The sequence below is a fragment of the Clostridium sp. CMCC3677 genome, assembly GCF_023845585.1.
GTDB classification, from domain to species: domain Bacteria; phylum Bacillota; class Clostridia; order Clostridiales; family Clostridiaceae; genus Clostridium; species Clostridium aquiflavi.
Genome location: NZ_JAMQHS010000004.1, coordinates 279,088 through 302,576 on the forward strand (window position 1 = coordinate 279,088; position 23,489 = coordinate 302,576).

General features: G+C 27.3%; 25 protein-coding genes. 5 read left to right on the top strand and 20 right to left on the bottom strand.

All coding sequences use genetic code 11. The annotated features are described in order from the left end of the window. Positions 1–71: 71 nt before the first annotated feature. The 3 genes from NG901_RS06715 to NG901_RS06725 all read right to left on the bottom strand — a co-directional run bounded on the left by NG901_RS06715 (position 72) and on the right by NG901_RS06725 (position 1,855). The gene (locus NG901_RS06715; protein ID WP_252212987.1) at positions 72–296 is read right to left on the bottom strand and encodes an acyl carrier protein; all 225 of its coding nucleotides are present in this window, start codon (positions 294–296) and stop codon (positions 72–74) included. Between the two features lie 126 nt (positions 297–422). Then, positions 423–1,391 (bottom strand): beta-ketoacyl-ACP synthase III, encoded by a 969-nt coding sequence (locus NG901_RS06720; RefSeq protein ID WP_252212988.1) that lies wholly within the window; start codon positions 1,389–1,391, stop codon positions 423–425. 14 nt (positions 1,392–1,405) lie between these two features. Further along, positions 1,406–1,855 carry a MarR family winged helix-turn-helix transcriptional regulator gene (locus NG901_RS06725; protein WP_252212989.1) on the bottom strand — a complete coding sequence of 150 codons (450 nt, stop codon included), beginning with the start codon at positions 1,853–1,855 and terminating at the stop codon, positions 1,406–1,408. Positions 1,856–2,101: 246 nt separating this feature from the next. Here NG901_RS06725 and NG901_RS06730 point away from each other — a divergent pair, with 246 nt between their 5' ends. Then, positions 2,102–2,752, top strand: coding sequence for a hypothetical protein (locus NG901_RS06730; protein ID WP_252212991.1), 651 nt, complete (start codon positions 2,102–2,104; stop codon positions 2,750–2,752). Positions 2,753–2,859: 107 nt separating this feature from the next. On the opposite strand, the gene NG901_RS06735 is transcribed toward NG901_RS06730, so the two are convergent. From NG901_RS06735 to NG901_RS06755, 5 genes are all read right to left on the bottom strand, one after another. Continuing rightward, complete coding sequence (locus NG901_RS06735; RefSeq protein ID WP_252212993.1) at positions 2,860–3,363, bottom strand: flavin reductase; 504 nt, start codon at positions 3,361–3,363, stop codon at positions 2,860–2,862. A 192-nt stretch (positions 3,364–3,555) separates the two neighbouring features. Next, positions 3,556–4,479 carry a tetratricopeptide repeat protein gene (locus NG901_RS06740; protein ID WP_252212995.1) on the bottom strand — a complete coding sequence of 308 codons (924 nt, stop codon included), beginning with the start codon at positions 4,477–4,479 and terminating at the stop codon, positions 3,556–3,558. Between the two features lie 150 nt (positions 4,480–4,629). After that, a complete protein-coding gene (locus NG901_RS06745; protein ID WP_252212997.1) occupies positions 4,630–5,052 on the bottom strand; it encodes a TVP38/TMEM64 family protein in 423 nt (140 codons plus the stop codon). Further along, on the bottom strand, positions 4,979–5,314 hold the full coding sequence (locus NG901_RS06750) for a MarR family winged helix-turn-helix transcriptional regulator (RefSeq protein ID WP_252212999.1): 336 nt from the start codon (positions 5,312–5,314) through the stop codon (positions 4,979–4,981). The genes NG901_RS06745 and NG901_RS06750 overlap by 74 nt, the downstream gene beginning before the upstream one ends. Beyond that, positions 5,283–5,885, bottom strand: a complete 603-nt coding sequence (locus NG901_RS06755; RefSeq protein WP_252213001.1) for an acyl-CoA thioesterase/BAAT N-terminal domain-containing protein — start codon at positions 5,883–5,885, stop codon at positions 5,283–5,285. Before NG901_RS06755 ends, NG901_RS06750 begins: the two co-directional genes overlap by 32 nt. A 183-nt stretch (positions 5,886–6,068) precedes the next feature. Here NG901_RS06755 and NG901_RS06760 point away from each other — a divergent pair, with 183 nt between their 5' ends. The 4 genes from NG901_RS06760 to NG901_RS06775 all read left to right on the top strand — a co-directional run bounded on the left by NG901_RS06760 (position 6,069) and on the right by NG901_RS06775 (position 8,480). Continuing rightward, positions 6,069–6,431 carry a DUF2089 domain-containing protein gene (locus tag NG901_RS06760; protein ID WP_090093900.1) on the top strand — a complete coding sequence of 121 codons (363 nt, stop codon included), beginning with the start codon at positions 6,069–6,071 and terminating at the stop codon, positions 6,429–6,431. 91 nt (positions 6,432–6,522) lie between these two features. Next, positions 6,523–6,912 carry an SHOCT-like domain-containing protein gene (locus tag NG901_RS06765; protein ID WP_252213003.1) on the top strand — a complete coding sequence of 130 codons (390 nt, stop codon included), beginning with the start codon at positions 6,523–6,525 and terminating at the stop codon, positions 6,910–6,912. Between the two features lie 12 nt (positions 6,913–6,924). Next, positions 6,925–7,176 carry a hypothetical protein gene (locus tag NG901_RS06770; RefSeq protein ID WP_252213005.1) on the top strand — a complete coding sequence of 84 codons (252 nt, stop codon included), beginning with the start codon at positions 6,925–6,927 and terminating at the stop codon, positions 7,174–7,176. Positions 7,177–7,214: 38 nt separating this feature from the next. Beyond that, the gene (locus tag NG901_RS06775) at positions 7,215–8,480 is read left to right on the top strand and encodes an MFS transporter (protein ID WP_252213007.1); all 1,266 of its coding nucleotides are present in this window, start codon (positions 7,215–7,217) and stop codon (positions 8,478–8,480) included. Positions 8,481–8,604: 124 nt separating this feature from the next. Here the strand turns inward: NG901_RS06775 and NG901_RS06780 are convergent, their stop codons facing one another. The 12 genes from NG901_RS06780 to uhpT all read right to left on the bottom strand — a co-directional run bounded on the left by NG901_RS06780 (position 8,605) and on the right by uhpT (position 23,320). Continuing rightward, positions 8,605–10,164, bottom strand: a complete 1,560-nt coding sequence (locus NG901_RS06780; protein WP_252213071.1) for an AAA family ATPase — start codon at positions 10,162–10,164, stop codon at positions 8,605–8,607. A gap of 180 nt (positions 10,165–10,344) precedes the next feature. Further along, complete coding sequence (locus tag NG901_RS06785; protein ID WP_252213009.1) at positions 10,345–11,373, bottom strand: sensor histidine kinase; 1,029 nt, start codon at positions 11,371–11,373, stop codon at positions 10,345–10,347. After that, positions 11,366–12,052 (bottom strand): response regulator transcription factor, encoded by a 687-nt coding sequence (locus NG901_RS06790; RefSeq protein WP_252213011.1) that lies wholly within the window; start codon positions 12,050–12,052, stop codon positions 11,366–11,368. The genes NG901_RS06785 and NG901_RS06790 overlap by 8 nt, the downstream gene beginning before the upstream one ends. Positions 12,053–12,096: 44 nt before the next feature. Further along, a complete protein-coding gene (locus NG901_RS06795) occupies positions 12,097–14,145 on the bottom strand; it encodes an FtsX-like permease family protein (RefSeq protein ID WP_252213013.1) in 2,049 nt (682 codons plus the stop codon). Then, positions 14,135–14,911: an ABC transporter ATP-binding protein gene (locus NG901_RS06800; protein WP_252213015.1), complete on the bottom strand. Its 777-nt coding sequence runs from the start codon at positions 14,909–14,911 to the stop codon at positions 14,135–14,137. The genes NG901_RS06795 and NG901_RS06800 overlap by 11 nt, the downstream gene beginning before the upstream one ends. A 304-nt stretch (positions 14,912–15,215) precedes the next feature. Beyond that, entirely contained in the window at positions 15,216–16,733 is a 1,518-nt protein-coding gene (locus NG901_RS06805) for a GxxExxY protein (RefSeq protein WP_252213017.1), read from the bottom strand. Between the two features lie 128 nt (positions 16,734–16,861). Further along, positions 16,862–17,932, bottom strand: coding sequence for a DUF4179 domain-containing protein (locus NG901_RS06810; RefSeq protein ID WP_252213018.1), 1,071 nt, complete (start codon positions 17,930–17,932; stop codon positions 16,862–16,864). After that, a complete protein-coding gene (locus NG901_RS06815) occupies positions 17,925–18,491 on the bottom strand; it encodes a sigma-70 family RNA polymerase sigma factor (protein WP_252213019.1) in 567 nt (188 codons plus the stop codon). Before NG901_RS06815 ends, NG901_RS06810 begins: the two co-directional genes overlap by 8 nt. Positions 18,492–18,768: 277 nt before the next feature. Continuing rightward, positions 18,769–19,191 (bottom strand): MarR family winged helix-turn-helix transcriptional regulator, encoded by a 423-nt coding sequence (locus NG901_RS06820; protein WP_252213020.1) that lies wholly within the window; start codon positions 19,189–19,191, stop codon positions 18,769–18,771. A 215-nt stretch (positions 19,192–19,406) separates the two neighbouring features. Further along, a complete protein-coding gene (locus NG901_RS06825) occupies positions 19,407–20,336 on the bottom strand; it encodes a 2-dehydropantoate 2-reductase (protein ID WP_252213021.1) in 930 nt (309 codons plus the stop codon). A 35-nt stretch (positions 20,337–20,371) separates the two neighbouring features. Beyond that, positions 20,372–21,418: a PTS sugar transporter subunit IIC gene (locus NG901_RS06830; protein ID WP_252213022.1), complete on the bottom strand. Its 1,047-nt coding sequence runs from the start codon at positions 21,416–21,418 to the stop codon at positions 20,372–20,374. A 483-nt stretch (positions 21,419–21,901) separates the two neighbouring features. Continuing rightward, positions 21,902–23,320 (bottom strand): hexose-6-phosphate:phosphate antiporter UhpT, encoded by a 1,419-nt coding sequence (gene uhpT, locus NG901_RS06835; RefSeq protein ID WP_252213023.1) that lies wholly within the window; start codon positions 23,318–23,320, stop codon positions 21,902–21,904. Positions 23,321–23,489 lie beyond the last annotated feature (169 nt).

A 23,489-nucleotide genomic window follows, 5' to 3' on the forward strand; every position in this document is an offset into this window, starting at 1 on the left:
TATATTATATAATTAAATCGGGAATACTTATTTGCATACCCGACTTAACTTGGATGTTAGTATTTTAAATTTTAATTATTCGTCTTATTCTTTACATATTCAACTGCATCTTTTAAGCTCTTTAACTTTTCAACTTCCTCTATTTGAATATCGAATTTTTCTTCTAATTCAATTACAACTTGGAATAAGTCTAAAGAATCTGCTCCTAAATCTTCAAATGTAGTTTCTAAAGTTATTCCATCCTTTTCTACACCTAATTGTTCACATATTATATCTCTAATTTCTTCAAATAACATAATTTTTTCCTCCTTGATGTCTCTTTTTTTATTTATCTTTAAATTAATAGTTAACTATATTTTAAGTATCTGTTTATATATTAATATCTCAACACTTTACTAAAACATAGCCTAATAATTTAATTTTTACCATTCTAGTAATGTAGCTCCATAGCTTAATCCACCACCAAAAGCTACTAAAAGTATCTTATCTCCTTCTTCTAGAAGATTTTTTTCATATAACTCATTTAAAGCTAATGGCACTGAAGCTGAGGATGTATTTCCTGTTTTATCTAAATTTATATAAAACTTATTTATATCTATCTTTAATTTTTTAGCAACATAATCTAATATTCTTATATTAGCTTGATGAGGTACTATGTACTTTATATCATTTAAGCAAACATCTGTACCTTCTAATACACCATCAATTCCTTTAATAATAGCTGAAGTTGCAAATTTAAAAACTTCCCTACCATTCATCTCAACATATTGGTTGCTAATAAAATTTTCTTTAGTAAAAGGAGTGTTAAAATCAAGCGCACCTATAGTCAATGAATCTCCTTTTTTCCCATCTGTTTTCAAATAGGAATTAATTATTCCATTCTTTTCATCTCTTACAAGTACTGCTGCTCCACCACCATCACCAAATAATATACATGTTCCTCTATCATTCCAATTAATAACTTTAGAAAGTGTTTCTGCACCTATAACAAGTGCATTCTTGTAATTTAATGATTTCATTAATGAATTTGCAGTTTCTAATGCAAATACAAAACCTGAGCAGGCAACATTTATATCAAATGCCGCAGCCTTATTAGCATTTAATTCTTTTTGAACTAAACACGCCACAGATGGCATAAACATATCTGGAGTAATAGTTGCTACTATTATTAAATCTAAATCTTCAGAATCAATCTTTGCTCTCTCAAGGGCAACTTTAGCGGCTTTCACAGCAATTTCCGAAGTATTTTCACCTTCTGAAATTCTACGTTCTTTTATACCTGTTCTTTCAACTATCCACTCATCATTAGTATCAACAAATTCACTAATTTTATCATTTGTAACAACGAGTGATGGTAGATATCCCCCTACTCCCCCTATTTTAATATTCATACTTTTCTCCTTAATTATTTCAATTTATATTTTTCTCTTAAAAACTCATTTATCTTATTTAATGCTGAAATTAGCATTGCTTCTTCTTGTTGTGTTAAGCTTTCTATTGAGTTACTAACCATATCATTATGAAATTTTTCATGTAATCTATAAGCTAGTTTTCCTTTTTTAGTTAAAGCAATTAAAACAACTCTTCTATCTTCTTCTATTCTGCTTCTTTCTACATAACCTTTTTTAATAAGTTTATTGATTGCAGTTGTTAATGTTCCAACTGTTATTTTTAAATCTTGAGCTACTTCAGACATAGTTCTTTTTTTATACATTCCAATTGCTTCAATAGTATGAATTTCAGTAATTGAAAGATCTGAAATTACTCCTTCTTTTATTGTTTGTTCTTCTATTTGTAAAATATCATTAAATAATTCTACTAATATCTGATTGACTATCTTTTTTGATTGATTCATCTATTTATTTTCCTCCAGATAAAACATTAAATATTTGACTTAGTAATTTAATTTCTGCAATCAAACATTTTGATAATCAAAATATACTACATTCAAAATAAATTGTCAATTATTTTGAAAATATATTTTCGTTATTTACCATTATTTTCTTCATATCCCCAAACTTTTAATTATTGAATACATATGCTATAATTGTTATGATATTTTAAAGTATTACTTATTTTTTTAAATAGGGAGGAAAGAATAATGGTAAAAAAATTGATTTTAGCTACAGTTCTAATGTTAAGTATAGCTTTAGTAGGTTGTTCTTCAAATTCAGCCACTAATACAAAACCAGAAGACAATACTGTAGTAGAGAATCCAAAGACAGATAATGAGAATGATATCAAAAAGGACAATCCTACTGATACTTCTAAAGATGATAAAAATGATAAGAATAATAAAAAAGAAACTGAGGCATTCTCTATATATACTGAAGATGCAGATAATATGGAAATAAAAGAAATTTCAACTATTGAGCTAAACAAAGATTTAAGTTTAGAAGATAAATTAAAGAAGTTATCAAAGGCTCTTTCTGAAAAAACATTTGATAACTTACCAATAGAAGTAAAATCTATTGATACTGTAGATGGCAAAAAAATTGCTACTATAAACTTAGATGAAAGTGCAGCTAATAAAGGTGTAACTAGCAATGCTGATTTAAAGAAACCTAATTGGGCAGCTAATAAATTACAAGGTTCTACCGGTGGAGAAATATCTGAAAATAGTTTATTAGAAACTTTTCTTCAAGTAAAATATAAAGGTGAGTGGATTGATGGAGTAAAATTCTTATACAAGAACGAACCAATCGAATTTGAACATACACCTAATTTATCACAAATTAATTATAGAAAATAATCATTAAAATAACAATAAAGCTATTACTTAATTGGACAACCCAGTTAAGTAATAGCTTTTTATTGTGAAAATAAAAGACTCTGTTTAATAACATAGATAAATACTTATTATTTAGTATAGCTTTCTAATATTTCAGCAAAATATAATACATGCTTTGATTCACCTTCGCCATAGAATTTATCTTTGATTTCAGGATCAATATTATCTAAATCCATTTCTTGTTTAAACAATATTTTGCACTCATAATATTTATTACATCCATGAACTATAGGACTACTTACACTTTTGCTAGGTATAAATTTTATATTAGCTTCTTTTTCTTTGTCTATCTCTCTACCTGATTTTGTTCCGCATATAGTAAGTGCTGATTTCATACTTCCTTCAAATGGTATACTAACTGTATAGTTATCACCAGAATCTAAAAATTCTTTAGTATATCTTGTTTCTCTAACTAGTGCCATAAATATAGGTCGTCTCCAAATATAACCTACACTTCCCCAGCTAATTGTCATAGTATTAGCTTTATTTTCGTCTCCACATGTTAAAAATGCTCCTGTTTTGTAAAGATTATTCATTGAAATCTCTAAACCTTCTGTAAAAGTTTCCTTCATAAGCCTTCGCCCCCACTTTCTTTAATATTTATTTTAGCAAAGTATTCATATATGTATAAGCAAAGCTGACGAGAGTAATTGAACTTAAGAAAACTAAAAATTACAATGCCACTTTACCTATTACATATATGAACACATATTTAAAACACATCATTTTTGCATCACTATATAAAATAATACCATATTATTCTATTAAATGTTGTTTATAAATTCTTTGTATTCCTTTAAATCTCTTATAGGATCAAGTTCTTTATCTTTTTTCATATAATCTAAGAATAAATCATTTAGCTCTATACACTTTTCTACATCTTTTAAAGCCTTTAATAATTCCTTTGTATTAACATAGAAGCAAGCTCTATTGTAATATAAGAATCCTTCTTCTGGATTTATTTCTATTCCTTTATTTATTACATTTATTGCAGTTGTAAAATCATTATCTTCCCTATATATAACAGCTAAATTTAAAAAACTATATGTATATGTAGGATTTGCTTTTATAGACTTTTTATAATAATCTATAGCTTCTTGTTTCTTATGTAATTTATTTGATATTACAGCTTTGTTAAACAATATTCTATAATGTTTAGGATTTATTTCTAGAGCCCTATTTATATATTTTAACGCTTCTTCATTTCTATCTAATTCTTCAAAAATGCAAGCTAAGTTCGCATATCCCCATAAATCATTGTTATTTAATTCAATAGTTTTTTTATAATTTAAAATTGCCTTTTTTTTATCACCTAATTCATCATATATATTGGCTAAAAAGAAATATGCTTTATCATAACTTGAATCTTTTTGTATTGATATTTTGTAATACTCTTTTGCTTTTGACAAATCGCCTAATTCATCATATATAGTTCCTAAACCATAATAAGCTCTAGGTTCATCTTCATCTAAATTAATTATTTCTAAATATTTTTCTTCTGCTTCTTTTCTCAAACCAATTTCATCATATAATAATGCCATATCAAGTAAAAATTCTATATCCGTTTTACCTACATTTAATGCATATGCTTTTTTATAAAATTTTAAAGCTTTTAATAAGTTTCTCTCACTTTTTAAATTTCTAGCCATATTTAAATAATTATCGTACAAATAATTTTTATTTTCCATGTTTATACTTCATCCTTGCTGATTCTTTATAATAACTAATTTAGTATATCACTAAAAAATTCAAAAATAAAATGCTTTCATAACAACATATTTCATTAATTATAAAAGTATTTATTAACATATATAATTGTTTCTACCTATATATATAAATTATTCCTCATTATATTTATAATTTTTGTTCATAAAAATTATGATTAAAATTAATGACAATAGCGTAATTATTAGCCTAGCCCAATTATCTTGTATATTAATAAAGTCGTAGCTTACCAATGCTTCTAATATAATAGAAGGTATTTTCCCTAAAAAAGTTGCTATTGTAAAAGGAATAATATTCATATTACTCACTGAAGCACCTAATGTTACAAATCCAGAAGGCACAAAAGGTAATAATCTTATTAAAAATACTAGATAAGTGCTTTCTTTGCCTTGACTCTTTACTAATTTTTTTAAGTATCTATTATTAACTGAAAATTTTTCTATCTTTTTCTTAAAACCTTTTCTATATAACCAAAATGATATGGCTGCACCTATAGTCTCCCCTATTAATGATAGGAACTTGAACCTTCTCTTCAAATCCATCCATTTCTATACCATCAAAGCGATATAGTTTAACCAATAGCTTCCAAAGAGTTTCTATTTCTTCTTTAGTAAAATCTTTAAAAATATCAGCCATGAAATCAATAGTGCCATCTTTCCCACATTTAATAATGGCATCCATTCCTAAATCAGTCACACATACATTTACAGATCTCTTATCTTTTTTACTAGGTATTATAGATACAAAATCCTTTTTTTCAAGACTTTTAACTAATTGGGTTTTGTTTTGATGTTCCATGTAGAAATATCTCTTTAGAACACGTAATTTCATTATTCTCGATCCATTTAAATATTTTTTCAAAATATTCTAGTGCAACTTTTTCTAATTTGTCTGGTAATCCTTCTGAATCAAAAAATGGAACTATAAGAACATTAAATCCAGTAGATGCAAGCGGTGCTACTAACAGAGCTAATGCTCTTACATCTCCACTTGATCCGCCTACCATTAAAACTGTTTTATTATTAGGTTTTTCTTTATAAAATAACTGCCCATTAAACTCTTCTTCACATATATTCTTTATGATAACATCTTCTGTTTTAAACAATCGCTTTAAATTAATTTCCTTTTTTTCATCAGAAGATTCAAATACCATATTCATAATCATTGGTTCATCAATAGATATATTTTCTGCAATGTTTTTGCCTTCAGTTCTAGACTTTTTCAATGAATAAATTAATCCCATGCTATCATTAGCTTCATAAGTACCTTTTACTGGCTTAGCTAAATCTAAATCCACTTCACCTTTTTCATCAGAAATAAATACTCCGTAAGATGAATATTCTTCTCCCTTGCACCATGGTAATTCCATTTTCCCGTTCTATGAAAAATACCTTAATATATTTTACTTTATTATTAATTCATAACTTAATAATATCAATATAAAACTTTATAATATTAAATAAATTAATATTAATATTAATTTATTTAATTCTAATATTGATTTATTTAATTTAAAGTGATATATTATAAACACAAGAAAGGAAGTGATAATTTGGCATATAAAGTTATTAGTAAATGCCCTGTTTGTTCTTCTAAACTTTTCATTTCAAAACTAAAGTGCTCTAAATGCAGTACTGTAATAGAAAATGATTTTGAAATGTCAAAGTTTGAATATCTCTCAGGAGAACAATTAAAATTTATAGAAGTGTTTTTAAAAAATAGAGGAAATATAAAAGATGTTGAAAAGGAACTTGGCATATCCTATCCAACAGTAAGAGCAAAATTAGATGAAGTTATAACTTCTCTTGGATATAAGGTAGCAAAGGAACCTTCCGTAGATAAGAAGAAAATAGTAGATATGCTAGACAAAGGAGAGATAACTTCAGACCAAGCCATTAAAATGTTAAATGAATAAGGCATATGAAAGAAAATAAAAAGTAGGCTTGACAGATGGACTTATTATTTAATTGATTATGCCTAATATGTTAATTAAAGGAGCGTTTAAAATGAATGAAGAAATGTCAAAAATATTAAAAATGGTACAAGAAGGTAAAATAACTTCTGAAAAAGCAGAACAACTTATAGAAGCACTTAACACTAAGAGCACATCCATTGAAACATTAGGAAATACTTCAAACGATACAGACATCATAAACAAAATGCTTAAAATAAAGGTTACTTCTCATGAGGGAGATGATGTAAATGTAAATCTTCCAATTAAGTTTATAAAAACTATGCTTAAAACTATAGGTAAAATACCAATAGCTGATAACATTAAGGGAATGGAAAATTTAGATTTGAATCTTATTTCCGATGCAATAGACAATAACCTTTCAGGAAAAATAGTAGATGTGAAAAGTGCAAATGGTGATTTAGTAGAAGTTAGTATAGAATAGAGAGGAAATTTTATGAAAATATATATTAAGTCAGGTAAAAGGGGATTTACAGTGCCTGTGCCTAATGCACTTTTAAAATTTGGAATTTCAATTGTAGATACCCCATTTATTCAAAAACATATACCTGAAAAAGATAAAAAATATGTAAATATAATTGATTGGAAAGAACTTTCAAGTTGTATTGACATTTTAAGAGAATACAAAGGTTTAAAAATTGTTGATGTACACTCGAAAGATGGAAGTCACGTTACTATAACTTTATAAATAATAGTAAAAGATCAATTTTAATATAAGGAGATAAAATGAAACTTAAAAAAAATTTATTATTTTATATGTTAGGAAGATTTATATCCTACATTGGAACTGGAATACAACAGATAGCAATACCACTTTATATATTGGATATAACTCATTCTGCAATTATGATGGGAATATTTTCTGCTCTTAATCTATTACCTAATGTAATCACATTACCCTTTGCAGGCATTTTAGGTGATAGAAAGAATAGAAAAAACATTATGGTAATAACCGATATTGGCAGAGGAATTTTAATGCTCACTTTAGGATTTTTAGCCTTATGGAATAATTTAAATATTTATACACTATTTTTAATACAGATATTTATTTCTATTATGGATAGTATTTTTTCAGCATCATCTACAGCAATTCTTCCAGAACTCATAAAAGAAGAAGAACTTATGAAAGCCATGTCCATGCGAGGCGGCAGTGATGCAATTTCAATGATTATAGGCCCTTGTCTTGGAGGTATAATATATGGAATTTTAGGAATAAAAACAGTATTTTATTTAAATGGTATATCCTTTATAATATCAGCACTTTGTTCATTTCTTATAATTTATAAAAATATAAATAGACAAAGAGAAAGAATAACTTTAAAATTATTTTTTACAGAAAATGCTAGTGTAATTGGCTTTATAAAGAAAAATAAAGCTTTAAATCAACTTTTCCTATTTTGCTTGCTAAGTAATTTTCTTGTTGCACCTTTTTTTGATATAGTATTTCCCTATGTATTAAAAAAATGTGTAGGTTTTAATTCACAGCAGTATGGCTATTTAATTTCATGTTTTACCGTTGGTATACTACTTGGAAATATATCAATAGGTGCTTATTTAAAGAAATTTAGTACAAAAATGGTAATAAAACTTGCAATTTTACTTCAAGCAGCTATGCTTTTTGTACTTACATTTTCCTTATACCCAAATGCTGTAAATTATCTTGGTGGTCATAACTTGAAACTATTTATAAGTTTAGCAGCAGTAATACTATTATGTGGATTGTTCAATTCAGGAATAAACACACCTATGAATGTAAATCTTCAAAAAATGGTTCCAAATGAAATGAGAGCAAGGTTCTTTGCTTTATTGGGTGTGTTCTGTCAAGGAGCTGTTCCCTTTGGATCATTAATCTATGGATTTATACTTGGCAAATTTGCTTACCAATATGTACTTCTCATTGTAACAATAATATTTTTTGCTGTCTGCTTCATTTTCATTATGAAAGCCGTTGCAGAAGTTTATGAGCCACGTATATTAAAACCCCAAGCATAGTTTTAGGCACATTCAAAAAATACAGGATATTGGCTCCTACATTGGACTATTATCCTGTATATATAATATTATATTTTTTACAAAAATACAGATAGACTACACTGAGCCTATCTATATTATCATCTTAGATTTTTTCAATTTTACAAGTATGTTCTTTATTCTTTGAATCATAGCATATTGCCACTGCTAATACTTTTTTGCCATCATTCTCGCGTCTTATCTTCTCTACATATTCTTTTTCTCTAATTTGATTTAGTGCTACTTCTGGTAATTCATCCTTTTTGAGTTCAACTATAAAGGCCGTGTCATTCTTTCTTCTAGGATGGAAAGTAAAGTCTGCATAACCCTTTCCTGTTTTTTCTTCTCTTTCTACTCTATAGGTATCTCTAGCAGAAAGATATGCTAAAGTTAAAACACATGAAAGACTGTTCTCATCATTATATTGAAGTATTGGTATTTCTGAGTTATGGATATCATGAAGTATAGCTTCCACAGTTTTTATATCTCCATTAACTGTTGCCTTTAACATTCTTTTTGAATTAGCTATTATCTCTGAAACATATCCAAAAGATTTATCTCTTAAAGCCTTTTCAAACTCCTTCATAAGTTCCTTATTAGGTATTTTTAAATACCCATCATAATATGATAAAAATCCAAGTACTATCATAGCCGAGTATATTTCTTCTTTAGTCCTTGGTACTCCTTGACCTGCCCTAAATTCCTCGTCTATTATAATATCAACTTCCTCACCCGATACCATTTCTATTACATCATCTCTGATTTCTAATGTATTGTATTTAAGATACTCTGCTACCTCATCCATAGCACCAGTATTAGTCCAATAACTTTCATAGTAATTATTTTGTAGTGCTTTCACTACTGATCTTGGATTATATACTTTAACTCCTTTTGCAGTTAAATAACCATTATACCAATTTTCTAATTCTTTAAAACTAATATTTTTATTTTTATTGCAAAGCTTCATAACTTCATCTTCTGTAAATCCAAAATATTCATCAAATGTTCTATCTTTTAAAAATGTAAATTCATCAAACATGTTAAGAGCAGAACCGCTTGAATATTTCTTTATAGGAAGAACTCCTGTCATATATGCAAGAGCTACATAAGGTTGATCCTTTAAGAGATTTCTTAAAAACTCTAAAAAATCATTTTGATTTTCAATAAATAAATTATTATTAAAAATATAATCCCATTCATCAAAAACAAAAATAAACTTTTCTCCAGTATCACTTAACATATCACTTATAGTGAAATATTTTTTACTATCAATTTTTGGAAAAGCATCATTAATATCATTTATTAATGATGTCTTTATCATATCCATATAAGCATCAAAGCTTTTCCCGATTTCTGGTATTTTATTAAAGGATATATTAATTAAATTATATTTATTTAAATGCTCTTCATAATCATAAGATTTGCTTATATTAAGTCTATCAAAAATCTCTTTTGAATCCACAGCCTTCGAATAATAAGCACCTAACATATCAGCAACACTTGATTTACCAAATCGTCTTGGTCTTGTTATGCATATATAACTATTTGCTGTATTAATAAGCTTATTAGTTTTTTCTATTATCATTGATTTATCAACAAAATAATCTATATTTAATAACCTTTTATAATTTTCTAAAGATTTATTAGTATTTAAATATACTGCCATCATATATCCTCCTTTCCCATTACTCATTTTTCTTTGCTACACATAATAACTACAATAATTATAACATAAGCCAATTACATATTTAACATAATTGACTTATTAATTAACCTTTAATCATTATCTATTTATTTGGGTTCTCTACAGGTACGCTTCACCATATCACAAATAAATGAGGTTTTACTATTCTATGATAGGAAATAACAAAGATATTTCAAAACCATCTTTGTATTTTTCTGAAACTTCGATTTTAAATTTTAGGCTATCAGCTACTTGCTTTGCCAAATAAAGTCCCATTCCAGTAGATCGTTTTCTCTGTTCTCCAGTATCTCCTGTAAATCCTTTATCAAATAAAAATGGCAAATCATACGGCTTAACGCCTATTCCATTATCTTTAATTACAAGCATTATATTACCACTTTTATTATCAATCTTAGTAAGTAGTGTTATGAAAGGATTGAATTTTTCTCTATCCATATATTTTATAGAATTACTTAAAACCTGTCTTAACACAAATATTAACCCTTTTTTATCAGAAAGTACCTGTATATTTCCTACTTCATTATTAATAGTAATTTTTTGTTCCTCTATTAAGTTTTTATACTCATCAACAACATCTTTACTGATTTCATCAAGTGATATTTTGGTAAAAATATAATCTAAATGCTCAGATTTCACTCTTGAATAATATAACATTCTTTCGATATCTTCTTGCATTTTAGTTCTTACATATTCTAATCTCTGATAGATTGGAAATAAAATCTCTTCCTTTCTATTATCAAGAACAAACGTCATCAACGCTAATGGTGTTTTTATCTCATGTGCCCATGTTTCTATATACTCTTCATATTCCTTTAGATTTAAATCTTGCTTTTTGATTAGCTCCTTCTTTTTACGAAGCTTTTCTCCAATTAAATGAATAATCTCTTTTTCTCCACCTGAAAGAAAACTAAGACATACTTCTTCTTCATGCAAATCTGGATTTTCTATAAACTCTATAAGTGCTTCTTCTTTTCTTTTATCTATACCATAAACTACAAAACTAATTAAACTATATAATAAAATAGAACCAATTATCATGGTTGGAAAAATATAAGTGAAACCATTAGCATCAATTAACCAAAGAAAAACACCAAACATAACATTAAAAATCATAATTACAACAAGCCATATTTTATATTTTAAAAAGATGCTAACTAACTTTCTAATCATTTTCTTTTTCCTCAATTGCTACAAGATTGTATCCCTTGCCTCTTACTGTTATAATTTCATACTTTATGTTTAAACTTCTAATTGTCTTTTTTAACCTTGTCATATTAACTTGTAGTGCATTTTCATCAATGTACTCTTTAGTGCCCCATATTTTCTCAAACAGCATATCTTTTGTAACAATTTTACCTGCATTTAATAAAAGAAGCTCCATTATTTTCCCTTGATTTTCAGTTAGTACAATGGACTGCTCATTAGCATACATTGTATAAGTTTGCAAATCAAGTTTTACTCCTTTTATTTCAATAAAATGATTTCTATCTTCATATCTACGAAGCAAATTAGAAATTCTAGCTATTAATCTATCTTTGTTACATGGCTTTGTAAGGTATTCATCTGCTCCTAACCCTAAAGCATGTAGTTCATCTCTTAATTGGTCTCGACTAGTGAGCACCAGTATAGGGGCAGTGCTTTTCATCCTAATTGTTTTACATATTTCAAAACCAGTTACGCCTGGTAAATTCAAATCTAACAACACAAGGTCAGGGGATGCCTTTAAGATTTCTTCTGCTGTGTTGATAAAGCTTGTAATACAACAAGTAACGTATGCTTCTTTCTGCAATATAGATACAAGTTCTTCCCTCATAAATAATTCATCCTCAACTATGACAATCTTTTTCATTTGAATCCCCCTTTCTAAGTTTAACTTAATGTAATTTTATATTATTATCTATCTTCTCTTTTCATATTCATCAATGCAACTATTTGCTTATCGCTCATTTGTATTACAGCAATGATATAACAAAATTCTACCACACAAAGTACAATAATTATAGGTACTGCAACTATCATTAATGCACCAATTTTTGATTTCATTTCTGAAGTGGCAGTCCCTGAAAGTAATGCCCTAATTCCAAATATACTTCCAATTGCTGCAACCACTACTGGAAAAGAAAAATACCATTTTATCTGTTTTCTAGCCGACTTACATAAATCCTTATAATCACATCCAAGACGAATTATTGTCTGATAGCGTCTTTCTGTCTTTTGCTGTTGCATTAAAAATTGAACTCCTATAACAGTATTGGCAATAATCAAGAAAATAATTGCAAGGTAAATTGTTGTATAGCTAGCTGCCACTGTATAAAACAATTGTCTTCCCATATTTTGTAGGTAGCTTTCATACTTTAGATTTGTCTTATTAAGTAATTCATTTACCTGTCTGATTGCCTGCATTAACCCATTATCTTTCACAAAATCATCTTTTAATGCTGCATTCCAATAAGAACTATGTTCTCCATTTGTAAAACGATTAAATACATCGTCTGAAACAATCAATCCATAACTAATATTTATAGAACGATCAGTGACAATATTATCTTGGCAAAGTTGTTCTACAAGCTCATATCCCTTATTTTCAATTTCTACCTTTACTTTTTCTTTAAGTACACTTCTCAATATTTCTGCTGTATTTCCATATGAAAACTCTAGACCATTATATAACGCTACTTGATTCTCACCAAGCTTGATGGTATCCTTTCCTGCCAATTTTAGAATGTTATTATATCCTGATAAAGAAATCAAATATGGATATGTGAAATGCTGAAGATTATTTAATAAGATATCCTTATCATTAAAATCTTCCTGTTTCTTCACAGCCTCTATTAAATTTTCATAAGAAAAGCTATCTCTATTATCAGAATTACTTAAATGACCTATTTTAACCTCAAATATTTCATTCATATAATCTTGCATTTGTAGCTTATTTAATTCTGCCTTTATCTCTTGCTCTTTTCCTTCAAATGTATAATGTAGCACATTCTGATTTATTGAACTATAGTTAAAACTTACTGAAACACCATAACCAAAGCAGCACAATGCTATCAAAACTAATAGTGATGAAACTGCAAGAGAATTTGATTTAAGAAATACATTCTCCTGTAACTGTCTAAATGTAAATATTTCTAACCCATTTTTATTCTTCATCTTTTTAAGAATAGTTTCAAATAATATTCCAATACCATGAAATAAAAGAAAAGTACCACAAAGCCCTAAAATAACTGTAATTCCCATAACCTTAATAGAAGTCCATGCATCTCCTGCAATAGCCAGTACATAAGAAATAATCAATAATGTAATTCCTAGTAATAGCTTTATTATTGTAAAAACCCTATTGTGAACCTTATGTTTTTTGTCTTGAGATTCTGATAGTAATTGCATTATTTCTTTTTTTGCAATATTTCCACTTAATATTAATAGAGCTGCTAATCTAATAAGAAAATAACCAACCAGCGTCCATAGCACTGCCAAAATAGAAAATGAAAATTTATGTCCTATAATACCAAACCCAACAACTTTGGCTGTAATCATGCTAATCATCTCTGATATAAAAACAGCTATAGGAATTCCAATAGCAAGTGATATGATACTATTCCATACCTCTTCTACCAGAAGCATAAAGAATAATCTTTTACGACGCATACCAAGCATCAAATACATACCAATCTCATGACTTCTTTTTTCCAACTGATACTTTCCTGCAAAGTAAACCAAAAAGAATAAAATAAATAATGAAACTGCATATAGTACAGGCGTTAGTAATAATAGACGATTAACTGCATCACTTTCTATTGTTTTTAAAAATATTATTACATCCTGATTTTCTAATGATAAAATAATATAAAATGCTATTATTGACACAATCAAAGATACAAAAAATAGCCCGTTTTCTTTTCTATTTCGTCTACTATTTTTCTTAACTAAATCAAAGAACATTTGCACTTCCTCCTCCCAATTGTGCCATTACTGAAATGATTCTTTCATAAAAAGCTTCTTGAGATTCTTCTGGAACTCTTTTTCTAAGTTCATGAAAAACCATTCCATCTTGAATAAATAAAATTCGTGAACAGTAACTTGCTACATTAGGATCATGAGTTACCATTAAAATAGTTGCCCTCTGCTTTTGATTTAGTCCAGAAAGTTTTTTCATTAATAATTTTGCATTTTTTGAATCTAATGCGCCAGTAGGCTCATCTGCAAGAACTATTTCTGGATTCATAATTAATGCTCTAGCAGCTGCTACACGCTGTTTTTGTCCACCAGACATTTCTGATGGGAATTTTGTCATTACATCTTCAATCTCTAAATATTTTGCAAGTTCATCAATTCTTTTTTCATCTTCTTTTCCCATCATATTATGAATAGAAACAGGTAACATAATGTTTTCTCTAGCATTCAAGTTATCAATTAACTCAAAATTTTGAAACAGATATCCAATACGATTTCCTCTATAATCAGCCAGTTTCTTTCCTTTAAATCGTCCTATATCTTCACCTTTTAAAAGAATTTTCCCATCTGTTGGACAAGTAGTTGTTGCAATACAATTCAGTAATGTTGTTTTTCCAGACCCACTACTTCCCATAATACCAACAAACTCTCCATCTACAATTTGAAAGCTACTGCCATCTATAGCTTTTGTAACATTATCCTTTTTCCCATAATACTTACGTAAAGATTGTACTTCTAATATTTTCTCAACCATTCTTTATTTCCTCCATTTAATAAAGTGCATTGCACTTTAGATAATAAATTCTAATTTCATAATCACTAAACTAATGCTTTTATTAATCATGTCTTTGAGTTTATTATACAAAACAATAATGGAATACAACACTTACAGTTCATGAAAGGTTTGTATATGTGCAAATAAAAACAGCCTTAACCAAGTAATATTAATGTATAAGCCTAAAAACCTCATTTATTTATGACATGATTCACCATCTCTTATTCTAAAATATTAATAAAAAATAGTAGCTTCACTTTCAATTAGTAAGCTACTATTTCTTTTAAACTCTAACTTCAAAAATAGTTTTATCATCTACATAATATTCACTATGAGTATATTCTTTATTTTGATTAAAGTTGAATATTAATAAATATCCCTTATTTAAACCTTCTATTTCAAGATAATTTTTTAATTGATTTAAACCTTTTTTATGTGCAATTTCTCCATGCCAAATTTTTGTTTCTATAATATACTTACATTTATTATATTGAATAACAACGTCCAATCTTCTTTCTTCTGAAATTTGAACTTCTTTATAATCAAATCCAACTCCATTAATTATTGGTTTTATAAATGATAAAAATAAAAGAACTCCTTGTCTTTCTAAAAACTCTATATCTCTAGAACTATAATTCTCTTTCATAAATTGTTGAAATCTTAATAATGCATTCTCCATATCAAGGGTATTATCTTCATTTATAAAGTTATCTTTAAAATTATATTTAGACATTGTTCTAGTATCCGTTTTTGATATCATATAATTGTAAATAACTTCTTTAAGAATTTGATTTGATACGATAGTGTTGTTATTTTTATCTTTTACTAAATATCCAAACATATGACCTAAATCTATAGTCGGATTATTTATATTGTATGTTATTTGTAAACCACTAACTAAGATACTATATAAGCATTCATATAACTTTGAGTTATTTTCAAGATTTTTAATTAAATCATCAAATAATGTATTTTTATCTTCTAATAATAATTTTACCGCTCTTTGTATATCAAATATTGTCCATTCCCTTTTATTTTCTGATAATAAAATTTCATCTATTATTTGACATATTCTTGATACTAAAAATGGGTATCCTGCTGTAAATTTATATATCTCCTTACTAAGAAATTCTATATTTAATGGTAATGCATTTTCAGCAGCATATTCCTTTAGCATAGTTCCTATTTCTATCTCACTAAAACTCATATCTATATTAAAATTCACCGCTATATTCCATGGTGAATTATATCTTATTTCTGAATTATCTCTAACCTTTAATTTTAAATTTTTAATATCATACACACCTGCTAATATAACTGATTTAAAAGTAGTCCCAAGATCCTGTTCTCTACTTAAATATAATGATCTAAGCATACCAAGAAAGCTTAAAAATAATCTATTGCTAGAATTTTTATCAACTTCATCTATGATAAGTATAATTTCATTATCTTTTGTCAAATCCATTATCCTATTTGAAAGTTCTGTTAACGTTGATGCTTTTCTGATATCTATATTAGTAAATCTAGACATATAGTCTACAAAGGTTTCACAAAATCTCTCCTCACTTGCAAAATCTTCTCCTATAAGTTCAAAATCCATTCTTATTACACTATATTTACCACTTAATCTCTTATACAATTCATTTAGTGTTGTTGTTTTTCCAAATTGCCTTGGTCTATTTATAACAAAATAAAATTCTTCCTCTACAAGTTTTTCTATCTCATCTATTTTATTTGATATATCTACCATATAATGCTTTCTAGGAACACATACTCCTGTTGTGTTAAATCTTTTTTTCATAATCTCACTTCCTCTCTTAAAGTTTCTCTATCGCTTAAATAACGTCTGCATTTTAAGACAATTATAACATAAGCTAATGATTCTTTTAATATCATTAGCTTGTTTATTAATATCTAATCATATTATGTTTATTTTATGTTTATTATCTCATCAAATATTAATTCTTTTCCAATCTCTTTATAGGAAGTTTCACTTTGACCTTTTGATTCAGTTATTGTTTCGCCCTTTTCTAATATGGGTTTATTTATTATAACCCTAATATTTTTACTTTCATTAGAAGGTGCTTTAAAAATAATATTTTCAGTTTTATTATCTTCATCTATACTACTATCTGAAAAATTAAGTTCTTCTCTATTTTCATCATAAATCGAAACTTCATAGTCACTCCACTTACCTTTGTTATAAGTTAAACTAAATATCATATCAAAAGGTGTTATTGATAGCGAGTTTAAATTTACACTGTCATTTCCTATGTTATCTAGATTTACAACTCTTTTAATATCTTTATTCACTTTTACAGGTATTTTAAAAGCCCATGTACCAGATTTCACATCACGTTTTTCATCATTTTCTACTGAATCAGTTTGAAATGATATGTATTTAACTTGAAATATAAATTCATCTGGGATAGATATTTTTAGCGATGACAGTTTATACTTTTCCATACCGACGAAAGTATTATCATCAATAAATTTTCCTTCAAGACCAGCAATTCCTGTATTGTCTAGTTGTTTATTAGAGAAATCTACTTTATTATATTCTTCGCTTGTTATAAGTTGATTCATTGTTAAAGGTGCCTCTCCCCACGACGTATATTTAAAAGGCTTTTCACTCTCAACAATATATGTTACATATAAAGATTGTCCATCGCATAATATATCCGACAAAGTTACACCTACTCCATTAGAGTATGCTGTTTCATTGACTGATGTAGAGTATTCTGAATAATTACTTGGAAAGTATATATTTTTTTCAATAGCTTGAAATACATTTCCAACAATAGGTATTTTAGCTGCTAATGCTGGATTTGAAAACCCTATAGTTAAAACAATAATTAAGGAAGCTGCTGTAATCCCTAAATTTCTTCTAATAAGTTTTTTTCTTTTAATATTTTTTAAATCTACAGCTCTTTTTACCCCAATATCTATAAAATCATCTATATTATCTGGTATACTAATATTTTCATAGTTCTTATTCATTTAAAAAGTCCTCCTTTAAAATTTTACTTAAATCATTTTTAGCTCTTTTCAAATGACTTTTAACTGTATTTTCTGGTATCTCCATAATATAAGATATATCTCTTAACGATAAATCATTAAAATACTTAAGGATTATTACTGTTTTATAGTTATTTCTCAATTTATCAATTGCTTCATATAAATCAAGTTTTTCCTCAGTAGATATAAACTCTTTTTTAATCAATATATCATTATCATTTAAATAAGTAATTTTTGCATTTTTTCTTATTGTATTTATACATTCATTTATTACTATTTTTGTTATCCATGTTTTAAAAACACTTTCTTTTTTTAGTTTTTTTATATTAATAAATGCCTTATATGTGCTTTCTTGTAATATATCTAAAGCTATCTGTTCATTTTTTACATAACTATAAGCAATTTTATAAAGATATGTTTTATTTTCCTTTATTAAACTTGTAAATGCTTCTGAATCTCCTTTCATGGCCATTTTTACCAAACTATTTTTCATTAGACTTTTATTATAAAATCTATATACTAACGTATTTTCATTAATCATATTATCTCCCTTAACATAATGATTTTTATTTTTACACCCATACCACAAATTCTAAAAGAATACTAAAGTATTAATATATATATATATTAGCTAAGCTTTCTTTATAAATAGACTGTAACTTATTTAAATGCCTTATTACATCTATTAGACAATTAATGATTATAAAAAGTTGCAAAAAATAAAATGCTTTTCTAACAACTTATTTCGTCATTAGAAAAGCATTTATTATAATATATTTTTAATACATTGTCCACATTTGAGTTACTTGTATAACGCTCTACTTAGATTCTAATATCCTTGCAGAATCATTTGTTATCTTGGTTAATAAATTATAGTCTTCTCCTAATATTTCTCTATAACGATTATGTAACTTTAATCTGTACTTTTGTATATCCTCTTGAATTTTTTCTCCGTCATTAGTTAAATATATATGAGATAATTTTCCTTCAGCTCGTCTCTCAACTAAACCATTTATAACCAATTTATCTATAAGTCTCGTTATTGTAGATGGTTTTAAGTGAAGTTCTTTGCTTAATTCCTTTTGTGTTATTCCAGGTTTAAACTTTACGCCAAGAAGTATATATACATATGTAGGAGATAATCCTAGTGGCTTTAACTCGTCTTCAGCTATTTTGGCTGCTATCTTTTTTAATCTAGTTGCAGTGAAAAATAAACACTCACAAAAATTTTGTTCAAGCATTATGCCCTCCGTTCTAATTTTTTATAATTTTATCTATATAAATAATATATTAAAGATAATTTTTAAAATTTGCAACTAAATTAATACCACTATTTTATATAAAAGTATTTCTTTACCCTATATTTTATTATCAAGATCGTTATTTAATTGTATAAATAATATCAAAAAAAGTTGATTACTATTTAAATAATAATCAACTTTTTAAATAACTGTATTTATTTAACAAGTAATTGTTCTTTTGCATGAACCATAGTTGTTAATAAATCATTACATTCTGTATTTATATTAAATTCTTTACCTTTTCTAGATACATATCCATTTATATAATCAATCTCTGTAAGACGATGATTTTGAATTAAATCTTGATGCATTGATGGATAGTGTTCTCCAGCTTGGCTTGGATCATATATTTTTTCTATTCCTTTTGCAACTTCCTCAACATTTAATTCTACTCCATATTTAGCAGCAATATCAGCAAATTCTTTTATAATATTACGAATAAGCTCTGGAGCTTCTTTTAGCTCTCCAAACTCCTTAATATTACAATCTAAAATTGTGCAACAACTATTTAAAGTTCCATTTACACATGCTTTACGCCATATTGAAAATATAACATTTTCACTATAATGAGCTTTTAATCCTGCTTGATTTAATATGTCACAAATCTCTCTTGCTTCTACTTCCATATTAGAATCAATATTTTGTACTTCTAAGCTTCCATCTCCAGTTAATACAACATGTCCAGGACCTGCTAATCCAGCTGTCCATAAAGTTACACCCATAAGTATATTTTTACTATCAACATATTTTTCAATAGTTTCATTATGACCTAATCCATTTAATAGGCATAATACTCTTGTATGTTTTCCTAAAATATTATTTACAGATTTTAACATAGATTCTAATCCCATTGATTTAGTAAATAAAATTACTAAGTCTGGAACTTCTTTAGCATCTTCTGGTAACATTGCTGGTATTTTTACCTTCTTACATTCTCCATTTTCTTCAACTGTTAATCCTTCTTTATTTATAGTATCTACATGATCCTTCCATGCATCTATTAAGAAAACTTCATTTCCAGATTCATGTAACATATATCCATAACGTGAGCCCATAGCTCCTGCTCCAACAATTGCAATTTTCATTTCAATTCACTCTCCTCTTTTGCTTCAATTACAAATTAAATATATTTAAAAATATTTTCATCATATAAATGTATAACTTTTCTACAGAACCAATCAATAACAAATGCACCTACAAAAGGTATAACCACAAATGCTATTAATACTCCAATAATTGATCCCGAACTATTTATAGCCGCTAAAGGACCAACTAATCCAACTAATCCAAATCCAGCACTATTCGGTGTACCTAAGATATTAAACAGATAAGCACCTATTCCACTTAAGATACCATTTGCAATAATAGGTACTGCTATTATTGGATAGGTAACTAAATTCGGCATCATCATTTTCATGGCTCCTAATAACACAGATAAAGTAACTCCACTTTCATTCACTTTTCTTGATCCAATTACTAAAACAGCTGTACAAGCAGTAACCCCAATAGCAGCTGCTCCGGCACCTAGTCCTGTTATTCCTATGGCAATTCCTATTGCTACAGTTGAAATTGGTGAAATAATTAAAACCGAGAATGAAACACTAATTAAAATACACATTAATAATGGTTGTAACACTGCGAAATTATTAATTAAGTTTCCTATTGTTATAGTAATTTGTCTTACATATGGAAGCATAAGCATTCCAATAACACCCACACCAGCTCCAACAATTGGTAATAATAATATTGTTAACGATCCTAATTTATTTCCTATTAATCTAACAACATATACAGCTATACATGCAACTAACATTATGTTTATTAAATCGCCTATACCAACCATTTGTACTCCATGTTCTGTGACTTTATAAGCACCTGAGCCTAAGAATACTGCTGATCCAACAATAACTGATTGCATAGGATTAAGATTAAATTGTAATCCTACTAATACACCTACAATAACTGGCACTATGAATTGCATAATACTTACAGCATTGTAAAGAGTGGCAAATATTGGAGAAACATCTATTAGTCCTTTAAATATTGAACCTAGAATTGCATTTGGAATTAATCCTACAACAATTCCAGTTGCAGTTCCAGCCAAAACTTTATTTAAATAATCTTTAGGTGTTAATTTATCTTTTTCTACTATATTCTTTTCTATCATATTCATCTTCTTCCTATTTATAAATTTTTTAGTAATTGTTTATTTTTATCATTCCCATTTTATTTTTTATCATTCTAATTTTATTTTTCATTGTTTATTTTTTATCAGTCAATTTTTTAATTTTTAAAGTTATATCTTAGATAAATTACTAGTAATCCATTGAAAGTTATTGTTTTAATTTAAATTTCGTATATAAGTGCTTCATTTGTATGTACAACTAACTTTCGAGAGTAAATATATCATATTTAAAAACAAATTTCAACACATTAAAATTATAAAAGTTAAAAAAATAACAATATATTATATAAATCAACAATTTTAGAGTATTTTTATAGATAAATGTTAAAAATTTCTCAATAAATTTTTGTGTTTAAATAAAAAATCGCAAAAATAAAATGCTTTTCTAACAACTTATTTTGTCATTAGAAAAGCATTTGTTATACAAAATATCTATACTTAATTTATGCAATTATTTTTATACTATTAAGCAGCCAATTCTTCTGCTTCTTTTTCAGACTTATTTAAGCTTCTTATCTTCTTTTCTTCGCCATAAGCAACAACTAATAAAAGACAAATTCCAATTATAAGTGCACCATAGAATATAATAAATACATCATTCCATCCGTGAAGGCACATTCCACCAATATTTACACCTGATGATTTAGGATCAGCTATTTTAGCTAGCATAACTTTAGCTGTAGAATCTCCAAATAAATATCCAAAAGTACCACTTAAACCATTTGCAACAGCAATTGCTTTTTTAGGAGCAAATCCCACAAGAGATACACCTATTAATAATTGTGGTCCAAATATTAATGCACCAAGAGCGCATAGTGAAACATTTACCATTGTAACGCTTGTAGCATATCTATATCCTAAAACTGCAAATCCAGTAAGTATTAAACAGAATACTGCAACTATTGCTCTTCTTCCTTTTAATAAGTCAGATATAAATCCCCAACTAAGACTACCAATAAGTGCACCTGTTTCAAAATAGAATATTGTATTAACTGCATCACCCATTGCAAAATGTAATTGTTCAGTAACGTATAAAGGAGCCCAATTATCTATTCCTATACGAACTATATAAACGAAAACATTTGCTACACATAAGACCCAAATCCATGGATTTTTTAAAACATATTTTTTAAACACTTCAAATTTACTCATGTTATTTAATTCAGCACTATTTTCAGCTTTAACTTCACCAAATATTTCTTCTGCAGAATTCCAACCTAACTCTTCTGGCTCATCTTTTCCTACAAATAACATTGTAAAACCAATAACAGCTGCTATTATTGATGGAACAATAAACATTCCTGCCACATTACCATGGAAAAATTTATTTGCTCCCCATAATGCTAACATTCCTGCTAATGCTCCCCCTATATTATGAGACATATTCCAAAATCCTAAATATCTACCTCTTTTATTAGTAGGGGTCCATCTAGTAATTGTTGAATAAGCACTTGGTCCACCTGGTGCTTGGAAAAATCCACTTAATCCCCATAATATTAATACAGCTCCAGTACATTTATTTCCTGATATTAGTATAAGACCGATTACAAAGACCATTGTTGCAGACATCATAAGTAAAAATGACACTATACGCTTTGCATTTTTACCATCAATAAAATATCCTAACAATGTTTTACCAAGTGCATAAGTTATAGAAAATCCAAAACCTATATATCCAAGTTCAGATGTTGTAAAACCTAATTGTTCTTTTAAAAGTGGTTGTCCAGCTTTAAGATTATTTCTAATTAAATACATAGAAGCATACACAGAAAATACAACTAAGAATGCTTTTAAGAATTCCTTTAACCACATCTTTCTTTGATCTTCAATTGATACTGTAGCCTCTTTTTTATTAATACTAAAAAAACTTGTCAATTTATTCATATCTATCCTCCAAATTACCTTAATATAATAAATACTTCTTAAAAATATTTATCTTTTAATTTTATTTGCATTAAAATTTATCCCCCAAATAATAAATTTTAATGTTTTAAGTTCTAAATACTAGAAATTGAAAGTTGTTTAATTATTAATTTAAAAAGTTAAAGTATTA